This is a genomic window from Wolbachia endosymbiont of Tuta absoluta (genome assembly GCF_059414725.1).
This window is the reverse complement of record NZ_JBNRJY010000232.1, coordinates 1-16,648: the sequence shown is the minus strand read 5'-3', so window position 1 is coordinate 16,648 and position 16,648 is coordinate 1. Positions and strand designations below refer to the sequence as shown.

General features: G+C 35.3%; 16 protein-coding genes and 1 pseudogene. 10 read left to right on the top strand and 7 right to left on the bottom strand.

From position 1 onward, the window contains the following. Together ACJ5GX_RS02515 and ACJ5GX_RS02510 are read left to right on the top strand one after the other, a co-directional pair. On the top strand, nucleotides 1-1,051 hold a 1,051-nt coding region (locus ACJ5GX_RS02515; RefSeq protein ID WP_495292666.1), incomplete at its 5' end, for a hypothetical protein. After that, a complete protein-coding gene (locus ACJ5GX_RS02510; RefSeq protein ID WP_264953165.1) occupies nucleotides 1,017-2,132 on the top strand; it encodes a hypothetical protein in 1,116 nt (371 codons plus the stop codon). The genes ACJ5GX_RS02515 and ACJ5GX_RS02510, both read left to right, overlap by 35 nt. A gap of 163 nt (nucleotides 2,133-2,295) precedes the next feature. Here ACJ5GX_RS02510 and ACJ5GX_RS02505 read toward each other — a convergent pair whose 3' ends face one another. The 7 genes from ACJ5GX_RS02505 to ACJ5GX_RS02475 all read right to left on the bottom strand — a co-directional run bounded on the left by ACJ5GX_RS02505 (nucleotide 2,296) and on the right by ACJ5GX_RS02475 (nucleotide 8,955). Next, the gene (locus tag ACJ5GX_RS02505; RefSeq protein ID WP_341820061.1) at nucleotides 2,296-2,472 is read right to left on the bottom strand and encodes a hypothetical protein; all 177 of its coding nucleotides are present in this window, start codon (nucleotides 2,470-2,472) and stop codon (nucleotides 2,296-2,298) included. Between the two features lie 439 nt (nucleotides 2,473-2,911). Next, the gene (locus tag ACJ5GX_RS02500) at nucleotides 2,912-5,056 is read right to left on the bottom strand and encodes an AAA family ATPase (RefSeq protein ID WP_264690047.1); all 2,145 of its coding nucleotides are present in this window, start codon (nucleotides 5,054-5,056) and stop codon (nucleotides 2,912-2,914) included. A gap of 35 nt (nucleotides 5,057-5,091) precedes the next feature. After that, a complete protein-coding gene (locus ACJ5GX_RS02495) occupies nucleotides 5,092-6,108 on the bottom strand; it encodes an AAA family ATPase (RefSeq protein ID WP_495292665.1) in 1,017 nt (338 codons plus the stop codon). A gap of 138 nt (nucleotides 6,109-6,246) precedes the next feature. Then, entirely contained in the window at nucleotides 6,247-6,750 is a 504-nt protein-coding gene (locus tag ACJ5GX_RS02490; RefSeq protein WP_230609029.1) for a hypothetical protein, read from the bottom strand. 27 nt (nucleotides 6,751-6,777) lie between these two features. Then, nucleotides 6,778-7,587 carry a helicase RepA family protein gene (locus ACJ5GX_RS02485; protein ID WP_264377112.1) on the bottom strand — a complete coding sequence of 270 codons (810 nt, stop codon included), beginning with the start codon at nucleotides 7,585-7,587 and terminating at the stop codon, nucleotides 6,778-6,780. A 23-nt stretch (nucleotides 7,588-7,610) separates the two neighbouring features. After that, nucleotides 7,611-8,414 (bottom strand): ATP-binding protein, encoded by an 804-nt coding sequence (locus tag ACJ5GX_RS02480; protein WP_264377111.1) that lies wholly within the window; start codon nucleotides 8,412-8,414, stop codon nucleotides 7,611-7,613. Nucleotides 8,415-8,466: 52 nt separating this feature from the next. Beyond that, nucleotides 8,467-8,955 (bottom strand): sigma-70 family RNA polymerase sigma factor, encoded by a 489-nt coding sequence (locus ACJ5GX_RS02475; protein ID WP_264377110.1) that lies wholly within the window; start codon nucleotides 8,953-8,955, stop codon nucleotides 8,467-8,469. Between the two features lie 252 nt (nucleotides 8,956-9,207). On the opposite strand from ACJ5GX_RS02475, the gene ACJ5GX_RS02470 reads away from it, so the two are divergent. From ACJ5GX_RS02470 to ACJ5GX_RS02435, 8 genes and pseudogenes are all read left to right on the top strand, one after another. Then, complete coding sequence (locus tag ACJ5GX_RS02470) at nucleotides 9,208-9,894, top strand: BW3TFN family phage tail fiber component (protein WP_264686082.1); 687 nt, start codon at nucleotides 9,208-9,210, stop codon at nucleotides 9,892-9,894. Nucleotides 9,895-9,910: 16 nt separating this feature from the next. Then, entirely contained in the window at nucleotides 9,911-11,842 is a 1,932-nt protein-coding gene (locus ACJ5GX_RS02465) for a DUF4815 domain-containing protein (RefSeq protein WP_264690044.1), read from the top strand. Nucleotides 11,843-11,853: 11 nt separating this feature from the next. Continuing rightward, nucleotides 11,854-13,038, top strand: a complete 1,185-nt coding sequence (locus tag ACJ5GX_RS02460) for a hypothetical protein (protein WP_264377107.1) — start codon at nucleotides 11,854-11,856, stop codon at nucleotides 13,036-13,038. Further along, nucleotides 13,038-13,232 (top strand): hypothetical protein, encoded by a 195-nt coding sequence (locus ACJ5GX_RS02455; RefSeq protein WP_264377106.1) that lies wholly within the window; start codon nucleotides 13,038-13,040, stop codon nucleotides 13,230-13,232. Before ACJ5GX_RS02460 ends, ACJ5GX_RS02455 begins: the two co-directional genes overlap by 1 nt. After that, nucleotides 13,229-14,614, top strand: a complete 1,386-nt coding sequence (locus tag ACJ5GX_RS02450; RefSeq protein ID WP_264377105.1) for a hypothetical protein — start codon at nucleotides 13,229-13,231, stop codon at nucleotides 14,612-14,614. Before ACJ5GX_RS02455 ends, ACJ5GX_RS02450 begins: the two co-directional genes overlap by 4 nt. A gap of 15 nt (nucleotides 14,615-14,629) precedes the next feature. Further along, nucleotides 14,630-15,181, top strand: a complete 552-nt coding sequence (locus ACJ5GX_RS02445) for a hypothetical protein (RefSeq protein WP_264377104.1) — start codon at nucleotides 14,630-14,632, stop codon at nucleotides 15,179-15,181. Then, nucleotides 15,174-16,349: a phage tail sheath subtilisin-like domain-containing protein gene (locus tag ACJ5GX_RS02440; protein WP_264377103.1), complete on the top strand. Its 1,176-nt coding sequence runs from the start codon at nucleotides 15,174-15,176 to the stop codon at nucleotides 16,347-16,349. The genes ACJ5GX_RS02445 and ACJ5GX_RS02440 overlap by 8 nt, the downstream gene beginning before the upstream one ends. 15 nt (nucleotides 16,350-16,364) lie before the next feature. Further along, a pseudogene (locus tag ACJ5GX_RS02435) lies at nucleotides 16,365-16,514 on the top strand (phage major tail tube protein); the annotation flags it as partial. Nucleotides 16,515-16,648 lie beyond the last annotated feature (134 nt).

Here is a 16,648-nt window from a genome sequence, read left to right as displayed (position 1 = left end):
TGATGAAAGTTACGATAATACATCTGTACAATACAAACGTAAAGTGATTGCTAATTATTCCGATTCTCTCGTTACTTACTACTTGATTACCTGTTTTGACCGTGCAAAACTAGAAGTTACTGTCAGTGAAATTGCAAGATCTGCATTAACTACAGAACTCATGAAATCCTACCTTGTAAAAAATAATAATAAATATGATAAGAAGTCTTTGCTGTTTCTACTGTTTCATGCAGATTACAATCTTTTAAAGTCTGTCTATCACTTTGAAAAAATACAAAGAAAGAGTTTCATGTCTTTTGCCTTACAAAAAATACCAAGACGACCAAGTACTCCATTTAAGGACTTTATCTCAGAGGAAATCATACAACAAATACTGAAAGAAGATAACATTAAGAGAAATGACAGTTTCGAGAATCAACTACAAGGTTTCTTCTATCATCAGAATCGTTTATATGTGTTAATACGCAAAGCTAGCGATATAGATTTGTTGTTAAATTCAAACAAAGTTATTCATGGCCATAAGGCAGAGTGGATGATTTTGGATTTTCTACTAAATGGCACTCAGGTAGATCTTGGTGCTAGAAATATTGATCAAGCTATAGAAATAGCAAATAGCATTGCAAGTTGTTACTTTGGCTGCGAATGTATTTTTGTAGATGTGCAGGATAAAAACTTCGCGGAACAGGTGCATAAATTTATAGAAACTTGTATTAATGAATCTGATTCAAATATTCGTGTTTTTGAGTTAAAGTTTCAGTCAAATCGTTTCAATTACAGCTATACTAATATCACTTTGACTGTCGCTCCATATGATCCTATTGCACCGGAATTGCATGTTTTAAAGCCATTTGTAGGAGACATAGTACCATTGATAGAGTCGATTAAAGTAATATTTCAAGGCAAAAAGATAGGCTTATTTTTCAAGCGAAGTGATGAGTATATAGCAATTTACTACTCTGAACATCCTCTGAATAAAAGGGAAAGAGAGGATTTTAAAGCATACATAAAACAATTTTATGGTCTTACAATCTTGCCAAGAGCAAATCTCTGATCTTCTTAATTCTGGCAGCTCTTGGGTTAACCCAAATCAAAATTACATCAAAGCAGCAAGGTATTTGTCAGATCTTGAATTAATTAAGATGCAAGAGAGGTCTTACATTATCTGCTCTCGTAGACAAGATAAATTAGATTGGCCAAATATAGTTGATCCATACTGTAACAATGAGATTTTCATTGATGAGGACTTTAACGAAGCATGCGATAATATAATTTGTGAAAATTGCAACCGTGATATTTTACCTAATACCTACAAGAAGCAAAGATTTCATCGCTTATCTGTATATTTAAACCCAGAGAAAATCATGCATTGGTTTGAAGGTCAGCTAAGTGATACAAATTTTATGTGGCAAAAAGTGGAAAGTGGAGTTTATCATGTTGGTGGACAAGGTCAATTTGTAAATCTCATTGTTCTTGATTTTTGCACCAATCCAACATTCTTAACGATAGATAAGCTTAAAGCTAATCCAACTGTATTAATAATACTGAGAAAAAATCCATCAAACATACCTCTTGATTTGCCCATAGTAAAAATGGTTGACCTTTTCTTTCAGCATAAGACTTTAATTGAAGTATTCCAAGAAGCAGCACAAAGAGGAGTACTAGAGTTCATACCAAATACTTCAATGCAAATCTTACATACTGCACTTAATCTAATTGAACCTTCTAAAGAGAAGGAATTACTAAAGTTGCAATTGATAGAGGGCTCACTTTACGTAAACAATATAGAGATTCTAAATAAGAAAGCTGTAGCATGTATGAAAGTTTTGCGCGTATTATTTGAACAATTTTTGAATGATTGTAAAAAAGAATTACCTCCTGAAAAACACATGTTGCTTAGCATAACTGAAATAGAAAAGCGCCTAAATCTTGATCCAGAAGCAGATCCAGAACATCACATCAGAAAACCACTAAACACAATCCAAAGAACAATAAAAACTACATTAGCCAAAAAGTTAGGACTAAACATCGAACGTAATGATGTGATTCAAACAGTTGGTTGGCCTGGATCATCGCGTAGAGATTATGGTTACCGTATTAACCCTTTTACTTTGGTTATAAAAGCAACTCGTTAAGTTTTAGAGATACTAAATAACCAATTAAACGCCATAAGTTACGTAAAATATCGACTATACAAATCTGTCATACATTAAAAAAATTTCTTTACAACTAAAGTAAAACGTGATAAAATTAACATAAGGTTTTTCTTATAAGTTAAGACATGGTGTTAATCGGCTTTTAAGGGCTGTTATAAGCATTCTTTAGGTCAAGGTGGTATAATTGTACCCTCGGGTCATAGAGTCTTTTTAAAATGCTATTATAAATTGTTTTGTCTTTTGTAAGCATTTGTCTTTCACTTTTAGGTCCTTCATCTTTTTTTTCAAGTTGTTCAAAATGCAATAGTAGGTTTTTCATATTTTTGTCTCTGTGTTGTATTTTTATTAGTGACTACTTTTCCAAACTTCTTTCTTTTTGCTCAAAAGTTACTATGAACCATTACTATAGTTATTGTATTTTATATTAGTTTATTATTATATCATTTATTATTATTTATATATATATAATATATAAGATTCTCGGAAAGTGGAAATCAGCCACTGTAGCGGGTTTGAGTATTACCAAATTAGCTAAATTTTTTGGAAATGGAAACGTAATATTTCTTATATTAGATGGCTAAAAATCAACGAATTTCAATAGTTTAAGTGTGAATATACTCTAATTTCCAAATCTTGATAAATTTTCCGGAAATCATGGAAATTTGGTCGTGTGGAATTCATTTTTTGTTCTTAAAACCTTACTTTCAGAGAGACAAAATGAACCCACAAAACTTTCATAAGTGAGCTTTAAGTATTTTTTAGAAGTTACCTATTTCAAACCTTCCTGCACCTAGCTTAAACTTACCTTCTCCTCTGGCAAAAGAACCAGTTTTGATATCAAGCCATTTATCCTCTTTTGAGTTTGTAGCCATACCTTTTACTATTTTTCTTTCGTTTAATAGTTCCTGTGCTAAACGTTCAAGTCTATGCCTACTAACACCATGAAATGCAGCTGGTAATCTATGCCGTTGTTGAAACACTCCTGGTCCACCTGTATGAGTAAACGGATGACCTTCTTCTGCTGACACTGCAATAGCTTGCATCAGTATCTTTTTTAAGTATTCATCAGATAATTTTCCAAGCTTAAATTCCTCAGATATATCCTCAAGCAAGCCAGTTGAGGAGCGTAAGTAAGTTCTTATATTCCTATCTGTTGCTCCATTAGACTTAACTATAGCTCCTTGGTATACTGCATTATTAACTTTATTAACCTTTAATGTATTAAACACAGTATTCTGATGCTCTGTTGAAGCAGGCCATAATGCAAAAGAACACCTCACACCATCAACAAGTGCAGTTGTACCTCTTATCGCATCTCTTGCCTGTTCCACAGTCGTAATCGGTTCACTGCACTTAGGTTTTCTCATATGATGTGCTACAATTACAGCTGCTCCTGTTTTATTTGCTAAGCTTGCAAGTAGCCCAATTGCGTAATATCCCATTTCTGGATCTGAGTTTATATTAGCATGGACAAATGATACTAGTGGATCAAATACTATTAGTTTTAGATCTTTAATTTTATCTAATTGTCCACAGATGTCTTCGAATTTATCTGAAGTTTCAGGACATTTACCACGCATGTTGCTTTTCACTATAGAAAAGGGCTCTCCCGTATTTGGAATAGGTATAATAAATAATCGATTTTGATATTCTGCTCTCTTGCTACCAGGATCAAGACGATCAAGACGACGGTGTATCTCACCTGCATCATCTTCTGCTGAAAAAATCACCACTGATCCATGCTCTGTAACAAGGGAACCAAAACCACATATCTGATCTGCATCACTTGCAACCTTAAGTGCCAAGTCAAGGAGTAGCATACCTTTACCTGTATCTCCCATAGCAGCTACTATTGAGGTAACACCTAAAGGAAATAACCCTTCAACAAGAAACCTTTGTATTGGTACTGAACCTAAATAACGACTCACACTCCAGTCTAAAATGTTAAGCGGCTGTTTTGTAGATCTTTCTAAACTTTTCATATTTGAAGTATTTGGAATGTCAGTAGATGGGGTATCAATAGTAAGTAAAGGAGTTGAAGCTAAAAATTCTTCAATGCTTATACCCTCCTTTACACAATCAGCGGCATCCCATTTCTCAGGCTTATCTTGAGGAATTTCAAGCACAGCAAGTGATGCAACTCCAAGATCTAACAGCTTTTTTGCAGCATTTTCAGCATATCGTTTGCCTGGTTCATCATTATCTGGCCATATAATAATGTGTTTACCTTTAAGTGGAGTCCAATCTGTCTTCTCAATAGGTGCATTTGCTCCTGACATTGCTGTTGTTGCAATTATTCCTTTCTCTATCAGCACTTCTGCACATTTTTCTCCCTCAACCAGAACAACTTTATCGGACTTTAAAATACCTGGAATATTATATAGTGGCCTTATCTCTGGTACACTAAAGGTGGATTTTTTGATATCAAAAGGAAGATATCTCTTTCCACTATCATCATCATAACGATATACTCTAACAAGAGCTTGGCCTTTTTCATCGTAATAATCCCAATATGCAGTTGGATTACCTGCAGTTTTGTCAGTTTTGATCTTTTTAAAATGACCAAGCCATTCAGCTATAGAGTCCATTACTTCAGTAAACTCTGTTCTAGTACTTTTTCTATGCACTTCTGCCCAAAGGTCGATAATGTCACCACCTTCTCCTGTTGCAAAATCATGCCATAGGCCAGCTTCACTGCCACTTAATTCTACTACTAGACTCTTTCCTTTATCACCTTGTATATTGCCTACATAAAACTTATCACCACGAAAAATCCCTCTTGGCAATAGATAAGAAAGGCATGATCTGATATTTAACAGAAGCTGAGCTTTAAGTTGTTCTTTTTCTACTAACGGTGCATTTTTTCGTGGAGCTGCAGTATTAAAATCACAATAGATATCCATAAAATCTCCAATATATTTAAAGTTTAGAAATTTGGTTAAGCTGTAGCTATCCAGCGTCCGTTAACCATATTTATGAATTTTGTTGGTATTGGTTTGCCGTTTTTAAGTTCGTACATCAATTGCAGAGTATTCCTTTCTGGCCTAAATATCATTATTCCAGATGTATATAAACTTCTTAAAACATTAGCACCACTCAATGCTTGAAATGGATTCTTTTTTAACGTGGTTGTTGACATTTTTTTGGTGTAATGTGTAACTATTACTCCAGCAGCAGGATTAGTTATAGAGCGTAGTTCATCAATACTATTTTGCAGAAAAGAGATCATACTCCTATAATCAAAAAGAGAGTCTATCACTATAAGATCAACTGTTTTTACATCGAGATTTTCCGACATAATTTCTTTTATTTTTTCCACATTCAAAGTTAACTGTACTTTTTTAGTAATAACTAAGTTTTCTGTTCCTTCATCAAGGATTTTCTTGCTGATTCTTAGCTTCTGTAAGCGCTCTCTATATTCCATTTCATTCTGTAGATAGAATATCTTAAGTGGCCTTGCAGGCTTCATACCAAGAAATGATACTCCAGCAGCTAAATGTACTAACATGGAAAGTAGAAAATTACTTTTTCCTATTTTTGGAGTTCCACCTATAACTAAAAGACCACTTGGAGTTAGAATTCTTGGGCCTATTATATCTTTTGGCATTGGTGATTTATCATTCAAGTAATGCCTTGCTGAAAACGATGTAATTTTATGTTCTGTTGTGTTTTCTTTAGTATTTAACCACTTCTTAGCGGAATTTATATCACCTTTAACTAAAGTCCAAAGATCAATAATATCACCACTGATTCCTTTAGTAAAATTACGCCAATTTCCAGCTTCTTTACCCACTATTTTAACTGTAATCGTATCCCCATCACAATTGCCAACATAAGTCCTCTCTCGATAAAAATTACCGTTTGGAATTAGGTAAGGTACACACTCCTTAATATTATCAATCAATAATCCTTTTATTTCCTTTCTCTGCATAAAACCCCCATACATACTTTTCATACGTTTAGAGCTGAGATTAGCTAGCTCACAAACAGTTTCAAAAGACTCTGCATTTAATTGCTTCTTTCTTTAGCTCTACTGCTGCATCTTTGATAGCTCTCTCAATTACAGCAATCCAGAGCTTCTCTTCGTCGTACTTCAAAATGGCAACCAGTCAGATTCAATACCATTGTTTTGTTCTGGAGTAACAACTGTAGCAATTCTGTTTCTATCTCCGTATCTACTGTCGGCTTCAATACCAACTTTTGCAGTAAACTCTAACCCGTTAAAATCAGCTATAGAGTTGATTTTTCTAGCAATCACTGCTTTTTCTGAAGTGTCATTTGCATGAATGTTCCGTGCTGACTCTAAAATACTTCTAAGCATAGAACGTCCAGATTCTCCCCAAGTATCTTCTCCTTCAACGCTTGCTTTGCCACTTTTAATACCAATTACTTGAAAAATCTTACGTTTTGCATATTGACCTTCAGTGACGGTAAATTCAGCGTTTAAATAGATGCTGCCGGTAGCATAGCTTTTAGTGAACCAATTTTCATAACCTCCAGGCTTTATTGCCATTTTTACCTTGACTATTGTACCTTTTGGTATTAAATTGCTCTGCAGTTTTGCGTTATTAAAATCAGTTAAAAAATCTGATAACATATTGTCCTCCTATAAATTAAGTAAAAATCAGTTACTCCATTGGTCTGCAAGCTTCCAACGACCATCTATCTTATCAACAAGCTTATTTGCTACACGTTCACCATTACGAAGCTCAAATACTATTTGACGGACAGTGCTTTCCTCATCATGAGCAAACATCACCATGCCAGTGCTATAAAATCCACGTAAAGATCCAGCACCACTTAGGCCTTGAAATGGATCTTCTTCTAACATTTTTTTGGATAGTTTTTTTGTATGGTGAGTGAGTATTATGCCCGAATCTGGATTGATAACATTTCTCAGTCTTTCAAGTGTTTTTTGCAAGAAGAATAACATAGCGCTATTGTCGTTTTCATTGCCATATTCACTTGAGTTAAAAATGTTACGAAGAGGATCGACGGCAATAATATCAGGTTTGAAACGCTCTTTGATAACATTTTTAATTTCATCTATTTCTTCACTGCTGAAAGATAATTGTACTCTTGGTGTAATGATTAAGTTATTGGCAGCTATATTCAAAAGTTCGTTATCCAGTTGAAGTTGTTGCAAACGTTCTTTCATATATTCATATTCAATTTCAGTTTGCAGATAGAAAATTTTCATAGGTTTGCTTGGAGTCATACCCAAAAATGAAACTCCAGCAGCCATGTGGACAAGCCATGAAATTAGAAAATCGCTTTTGCCAATTTTAGGTGGGCCACCTAGTACCAATAGACCTCTTTTTGTTAAAATCCTTGGTGAGATTATATCTTCTGGTATCGGTGCTTTGTCGTTTAAATACTCTTTTATGCTGAAAAAGGGAATTTTTTGACCGATATTGAAAAAGCTTTGTTCCATAATAATTATTCTCCAATTTTTAATTAAACAATAGGAGCCAAAGTTTTGGCTTTAATTTTCGCAAGTAATTTACCTAGATGTGGTTCCTCAACCATATTCAGGCAGCCACTGCGATCTTTAGCTGGGTATCCCCAAGTATTAATAGTCTGACAGACAAATGAACGTTTCTCTGTACCATCATCTTTCTTGATTCCAACCATGCTGATTACCTCATCAACTATCCCTGGAATCTCACTAGCAGTTTTAGCTCCTTCACATTGAGGTAGCCAAGTTGGACGATTGCAGTCATCGAGATATTGACCTAATGTGCCAACTATTATGATGTCTTTATCTCTGATATGTTGAAACTGATTGAGCCAAGCCATCATCTCTTGCGCAAGTATTCCGTAAGCAGCTCTCATGTCTTGCTTTCCACTTCTCTCAGAAAAAGCTTCCGGTTGCATTTTTGCCCATAAGAGACAAAGACGTGATGCTACAGTGATGCTATCAATAAAAATACATCGATATTTAGAAAACTCTTCATTGTATTTACTTGATACGTGCTCATAGTGTCTTTGGCTATACGCTTGATCAGATTTTAGTGCAGGGTTCGGACCACCAATTAGGCAGGCAATATCCCGAGCTTGATTCCAAGTACGAACACTAATTGAATCTCCCTGCCAATCTTGAACAGCAAGCAGACCTGCTTCAAAGTCAAGACATAGTGTTGGTTCACTTATAGTCTTTAAGAGGCTGGTTTTACCAATACCGTAAGGACCAAAAATTACTACTTTTATTCCTGTAGTTGTTTTCAATCTTTCATTATTGTTTAGAATTTTAAAAGTCATTTATTCACCTCAATGGTATATGTTATATATTCAGGAAAGGTAGAATTTATGTTCAATTTTTCTTTTTGCTCTTGTAGTAGATGGAAGAGAGTTTTATACGTATTTTTCTTATCATAGTATTTAAAGTAGTTCTTGATATGTTGTTCATCTTAGCAACTTCATATAAGTTAAAGTACTTGAGTTGTTCGCATATCTTTTGCATCTTTCTTGGTAGCGTTGAAATCATGTAATCTACATCAGTACGTTTCGCTACTTCATCTTCAAAAGCTTCTGTTTTCTCAATATTGACATAGTTATTAATATTGCGCTTCATACATAGTTGTTTCTCCAATAAGTTATTGGCACGACGTTCAGTTAATCTTGCTACAAAAGTGTTAAAGCTACCTTTACTTTCATCATATCTATCAAGATAAGTCCAAATTTCACAGAAAAGTTCTTGCTCAAGATCTTCATGAGTTTCATGAGCAAAGCATTCAAAAAGTTTTAATCTCTTAGCTTGATACCGTATATTTTGAACAACTATGGCAGTTTTTAGTTTCATAACTTTTCCCTAAAACAATTAATGCTTTAAGGATGAGAACTTACAGGTCCACTTTGTAGGACAGGGGCAAAAATAAATAATACAGATGCAATTTTTAACCTATTGATATTCTATTGTTTTTTTTTCGAGAATAATACAGTTCGATTTTTAAATAATACTGCAACAAAAAATTAGGCAAAAATTCATTTTTTTTGGACAAAAATTTTCCAAATCCTGAATATATATTATATAAGCCTTTCAAACTCATCACAGGTGTCAATTCTTACACAATCAGGAAGAGCAGCAATAGCAGCAAGTATAAAAGAGCAGCCGATACATCTTGCCTGGGGAACAGGTGATGCAGGTTGGGAAAGCAATCATAAAGTAGAAAAAACTTTTGCAGCTGATAGCGAAATCAAGCTTGATCACCATCCCATTAAAGACGTAAAAATTTTTATCAGACAAACAACTTATCAGCCAAGTATAGATTATATAGTTGAGAGTAGTACTGGTGTTATTCAGCGCACAGAAAATAGCTCTATTGTAGAGAATAGTACAGTTACTATAGAGTACGTTCAAAGCACACCACCGGAGCCTATTACTTCTCAAAAACTACTCAATGAACTTGGCAGACGTACTGCAGACGAAGTTCTCTTCTGCAAAGGTGATGAAAACGGCGAACTTATAACTCCTTCTGGAAGGTTTAAATCTTCCGCTGTACCAACCAACAATCTCTACCTTAAATTTACTTTCGATTTCACGGACGCAGCAAATCAAGTTATACGGGAATTAGGGGTTATGGTTGGTACTAAAATAAAAGAAGGATTACCTGAAGGACAGAGATATTTCGAGCCAAAAGACGTGGAAAATCCTGGGATTTTGTTAGTTTTAGAACACACCGTACCACTTATCAGAACATCTGCAACTCGGGAAACTTTTTCATTTGTTGTAACTTTTTGAATTTTTCTAGCATAAAATGACTTTAAACGCCTATTATAACCGCTTTAATCCTGACAAAGAGTACGAAAAAAGTTTGTTCCTGGCAGGAAGAGGTCTACAATCTGCAGAATTAAACGAAACCCAAGAATATGCTCTCTCTAAGCTTAAAGGCATAGGTGATGCAATATTTCGTGATGGTGATGTTATAACAGGAAGCAATTGCATCATAGATGGGGAAAAAGTTACACTTGAGTCAGGAAAAATCTATCTTCGTGGAGCGGTGAGAAAGGTAGAGGCAAAAGAGTTTGTTATCCCGCTTAATACTACAGTTCGCATAGGTGTTTATTATCTAGAATCTACAATTACAGAACTTGAGGACGAAAATCTTCGTGATCCTGCAGTTGGTACACGTAATTATCAAGAAGTAGGCGCTGCAAGGCTTAAAGTTTCCACCATTTGGGGTTATCAAGCAGAAGGTCTTTCTCCACGTTTTTCTGAAGGAGAATTTTATCCAATTTATAACATTGAAAATGGAGTATTAATAGAACATTCACCGCCACCACAAGCAAACATAGTAACTACAGCTCTTGCTCGTTATGATAAAGAAGCAAATGGATCTTACGTAGTAAACGGTCTAGAAGTAATTTGTTTGCAGAGAGAAGAAGGGGACGAAAAGGGGAAAAAAATATTTGTGATTAATGAGGGCAAAGCTCATGTTGATGGCTATGAGATTGAACTTCCTCACAGTATTCGTGTTTCTTTTGATGAAGATCCGGATATAAAATCAGTTGAATCAGAACCACATACTTTTCAGCCAAATAGCCAAAGAGTAATGGAACTTAAAGTTAATGATTTTCCAATAAGTGAAATTAAAAAAGTAGATATAACCGTTCAAAAAACCATTACCATTACTCACGGTTCATACTCAGGAGCTGTTGATCCAATACCTGACTCTGCGGTACTTGAGATTATTCAAATTAAACAAGGTAATGTTATTTATGAAAATAGTATAGATTACAAATTAAACGCAGGAAACGTCGATTGGTCATTACCTGGTAAAGAGCCAGCTCCTGGAAGTAGTTATCAAATAACTTACCACTGTCGCACTCATGTAAGTCCTGAAGATATAAGTGAAGAGGGATGTAAAGTAAAAGGAGCAGTTGATAACAGCTTGGTTCTGATTGATTACACCTGGAAAATGCCCCGCTTTGATTTAATTACTATCGATAGCAAAGGAGCAGTAAGGAGAATAAAAGGTATAGCTCACCCTTGGCGACCATCAATGCCTAAAGCACCTAGCGGACAACTTTTGCTCTGCTACATTCATCAGACATGGAAAAACGGAGAAAAAGAAGGGATAAAAATAGTGAATAATGCTATTCATGCTGTACCGATGAATGAGCTTGAAGCAATGAAAAAAGGAATAAATGATCTTTATGCTCTTGTTGCACAGGAACGTCTACGCAGTGATGCAAATTCAAGAGAACCTACCACCAAAAAAGGAATATTTGTTGATTCATTCTTTGATGATGATATGCGTGATCAAGGAATTTCGCAGTCTGCAGCAATAGTAAATAGAGAGCTAGTTCTGCCAATAGATGTAGAAGTTGCAGATATTGAAAAAGGTGGGGAAAGATATCTTTTGCCTTATAAACTTGAACCGGTACTGGAGCAGCTTTTACAGACCAAAGGAGAAAAGATCAATCCATATCAAGCTTTTGATCCAGTCCCGGCACAAATTACTCTAAATAAAAACATTGACCACTGGACAGAGGTTACCACGAATTGGAAAAGTCCAGTAACTAGAGTGTTTAATACTAGAGAAACAACAGAGCTATTGTCAAGTAATTCTTATGAAACTGAATTTATGCGAGAAGCAGTACAGAATTTTGAGATCGAAGGTTTTGAGCCAAATGAAAAGCTCAAGGAGGTGAAGTTCGATGGTATCTTCATTCAGCCTACTGCGTAAGAGGTAAAAATATGCTCACAGCTAACAACCAGGGAAAATTAAAAGGAAGATTTACCGTTCCTGCTAATATTCCAGCAGGTACTAAATTAGTACAATTTTATGGGGATAAAGGAAGCTATGGAGAGACAACTTATACTGGTAAAAAAACTATTACTATAGAAGAAAGAAGAAGAGTTATCGCAGCAAGAAGAATTGACCCTTTAGCCCAAACATTTACTTTAAATGAGAGCAGACACATAGGAGGCCTAAACTTATGGTTCACAAATAGCGGCAAAAAACGTGTTGTTGTGCAGATTAGAGAAACAGCAGTGGGAATGCCCTCGCAGACTGTCATTGCTGAAAGTTATATTGAGCCAAAAGATATAAAGATAGATGGCACAGCAACATGTATAGAATGGCCACCAGTGTTTTGCCATGCAGGAGAGGAGTATGCAATAGTACTGCTTACTGATGATCCTGGTACTGCAGTAAAGATAGCAGAACTTGGCAAATATGATGCAGTAAATAGCCGTTGGGTAACAAGTCAGCCATATCAAGTAGGAGTATTACTTTCATCTAGCAATGCAAGCACCTGGACTCCACATCAAAATTTAGATTTAACGTTTCGACTACTAGCTGCAAAATTTAGCGAAAATTCTCACGTTATTGATCTTGGTAAAGTTACTGCAAATAACGTATCAGATTTAATTGTTTTGACGAACGTCGAAAAAGTAGCATTTGATACCAATGTAGAATTTATTCTGACAGATGAAGAAGGAAAAGAAAATTTTCTATCTGATAACTTGCCGCTCGCGCTGCGTGAAAGACTATCTGGAGAGCTAACAGTAAAGGCAAATTTAAAAGGGTCAAAAGAAAAAAGTCCAGTGCTATATCCTGGGTTACAGCTAGTTATGGGTAATATAGGGGAAAAAGGAGATTATGTAACTAGAAGCATTACAGCAGGAGCTAACACTAAAATCACCATAACGTATGATGCGCTAATACCTGGCACTGCAGATGTTAAAGCATATGTACAAAAAAACGTGGATTGGCAATTAGTAAATTTAACATCAGGAAAACCAATTGGAGAAAGCTGGGTGGAGAGAACTCATGTACTGACAAACTTTAATGCTAATGAGACAAGGATAAAATTAGTTTTAAGTGGAACAGTTGTTTATCGCCCTAAGGTAAAAAATCTCAGAGTGATTGTCACATAATGACTGTTGACCAAACCAAACGAGGATATCCACTGCCTCATCCAGAAAATATTGCTGTGCAGGATGTTGTTCGTATCCGTATCACAATTGAGAAAATAGATGAAGATATTACCGAAAGAGAAGATGAGCATAATCAACTAAAAAATAATTTTAAACGATTTAGATTTGAAACTTTTTTGAATTTTTGGGAATGAAAGAAGCAATAGAAGCGTTACATCAAAGGATAAAGGATTTAGCAGCAAACAGCACACCTGATCAACTGGCATATCTTGCAAAATCACTGGAATTGATAGCAGATAAAAAAGCTATTGCTGACATTGTGCAGATGACTGAAGTAAAAGGAATAATTGATGCACTACAAAAAAGACTTAAGGATTTAGCAGAAAACAGTACTCCAGATCAACTAGCATATCTTGCTAAAGCACTGGAATCAATAATCGGCAAAAGTTCAGTTTCTGAAATTGTACAGATGACAGATGGTAAGCTAAAAGAACTTCTTGATAGTGCAAAAAAACACTTAACTGATCTGGATAATAAAAAAGCTAGTTCTTTAGCAGTGATCTCTGAATCAGAGAAGCAGTTATTAAAGAGAATTGATGAAAAAGGAACAACAAATTTATCGCTACTTGATACAAGAAAGAATGCCAATATTGCAGCAATAAACAGTGTTGGCGATGATCATAAAGATGGTCTTAAAGGTTTAGTGAATAACTTCCGTACTGTTAATGATGTACCAAGTGGCTCATCAATCATGAAAGAAGTAAGAAATCGTCATATGATTGAACCTGGAGCATTACCTTTTTTATTTGGTGTACTAAGTAGAAAAAATAATTACTTTGGCCACGGAACTTTTACAACTGAGCTTGGTCAGTGGAGTAGTGATGTAACAAAAACAGACTATATGCTACAACTACTAGCAGGTACTCACACATATGATACAAGCTATGTTAGTTTTTATCGGCCAAGACAACTCAGTTTTTTAGAGGGAAGCAAAGGTACATTTATCTATGGAGAATTATACCCAAGATTCATGTATGATGGATTTTCTGAGCAATTCAATATGCTGAAATACCCTTATGCTGCATTGGGAGTAATATTCGTAAAAAACACAAGCAATGTAGATATAAGTAAAACTCTAAACTTTGTTGGATCTGCAATGTGGTATAAAGATGAAGTTAATTATGGAGGAGCAGGATTATTTATAGGTACACCTGATAAAACTAATACAAGGAAGTCAGAGATTTCGAGAATTACTTGGGCACGTATTTACCAGCATGAAATTAACAGTCCTGAATTTATTGCATCAGGTAACATAATCATTCCAGCAGGAAAAACTGTTACAGTGTTACTTTATACGTCATCCAATCTTCACTCAGGGGGTGAAAGAGTTGGTGAGACACCTGAGTTCTTTGAAAGTGAGCATACGTATAGCACAATCTATGGTCAATTTATTCAGTGGGGAATATATAACTTTCGCAGCAATTTTCTAACCACAGGACTTGAGGTGGACGTAGAGAGAACGCTAAGAGCTTGGCAATGCCCAGGATTAGATGCCACTCATAAAATTTGGAATTAAAAACGGAGAAAACCAATGCCAATTTATATTAGATTTGAACATAACAAACAAGTAGAAACAACAACGCTTGAAAGTAAGCCAATTGGAAATGATTGGTATGAAGCGCCAAAGAATTTTGACTGGCAAAAAAGTTATTGTTTAACAGAAGGAGAGAAAATTGTTGAAAGGAATAAGGAAGATATTGAGCTGGAATTATTGGAAAATGCAAAACTTTCTGCACTTTCTAGTCTCCGTACTTATTATAATAACTATACTCACCAATACGCAGGATATTCTCATCAGAAGCTTAAGTCGTACGAAATACAAGCAAAAGCCGCAGAAAACATTCTAGCAGCACCAGAATCTATAGACGAAAAAGATGCAGAAATTATAGAGCCATTAGCAAAAGTACGTGGTATTACAGTTACTGAAATGGCAAGAATCATTGAAGAAAAAGTAAAAAAAGCAGTAAAAGAAATAATGAAATGTGAAGAGTTGGAAGACATTACCAAGAAGAAAATTGCAGAAGCCAAAAGTGTAGAGAACTTACTAAACGATTTTAAACAAAAGATGCAAAGAAATGGTTGAAGAATTTTTGCACGGAGTAAATGTTATTGAGGTAACCTCAGGAGCAAAAACAGTACGTGCAGCTAAATCATCAGTGATAGGTGTAATTGGTACTGCACCTGAAGCTGATGAGCAAAAATTTCCACTGAATAAACCGGTACTGATAGCAGGAAGCTTAAAAGAAGCAGCAAGACTTGGAAAGAATGGAAGTTTACCTTCTGCAGTAAATGGAATATTTTCCCAAATCGGTGCAACAGTAGTAGTTATTCGAGTTAAAGAAAGTGAAAACAGCGATTCAAAGCTCAAAGAAAGTGAAACTATTCAAAGTATAATCGGTGGAGTTGATAAAGAGACTGGAGAATATCAGGGAATTGAGGCATTTCTCAGCAGTGAAAGTATAGTCCATGTTGCGCCAAGAATATTAATTGCACCTCAGTTTACTCATCAGTTACCTGAAATAGATGGAGTAAATCCAGTAGTGAGTGCTTTAATTTCCATAGCAGAAAAATTAAGAGCAATTATTGTTGCAGATGGACCAAATACCAATGATGAAGAAGCAATAAAATGGCGAAAAAGCATCAGTAATTCAAGAGTTTACGTAGTTGATCCATGGGTTAAGGTGTTTGAAGGGGAAGAAAAACCGGCAAGCCCATTTGTAGCAGGTTTAATAGCTAAAATAGATAGCGAGCAAGGATTTTGGCATTCACCTTCAAATAAAGAGATAAATGGTATTGTTGGAACAAGCAGGCCTATTGATTTTACGCTCGGTAATACAAATTGTAGAGCAAACCATTTAAATGAAAATGAAGTAACAACGATAATTCATCAAAATGGCTATAGGCTTTGGGGAAATAGGACATGTTCAAATGACTCAAAATGGGCTTTTTTGTCAGTGAGAAGGACTGCAGATTTAATTAACGATAGTTTACTTCGAGCTCATTTATGGGCAGTTGATCGCAATATTACCAAAACCTATATAGATGATGTGATTGAGGGGGTAAATTCTTATTTGGCCAATTTAAAAGCACAAGGAGCGATTATCAGTGGAAAATGTTATGCAACACCAGAGCTCAATACACCGGCAAACATTGCAAGCGGGAAAGTGTATTTTGATTTCGAGTTTACACCACCATATCCAGCAGAACAGATTACTTTCAGGTCACATCTTGTGAGTGGTACAATATTATAAAAAGGGGAGAAAGAGATGTTACCAAAGATTTTAAAGAATTTTAATGTATTTGTTGATGGTCGTGGTTATGCAGGAAAAATAGATGAAATTACCCTACCAAAACTTACCATAAAAACAGAAGAGTATCGTGCTGGTGGTATGGATATTACAGTAAATATTGATATCTTACTATTACCCACAAATATAAAGTTCGTGAGCAAGTCGCCATCCTTCTGCTAGATCAAAGAGACGTCTCCATCCTTTCCAAATAGTAATGGGGCCTGGTTCTAGATCATTTTTTCTAGCCAAATGTCCTCCAA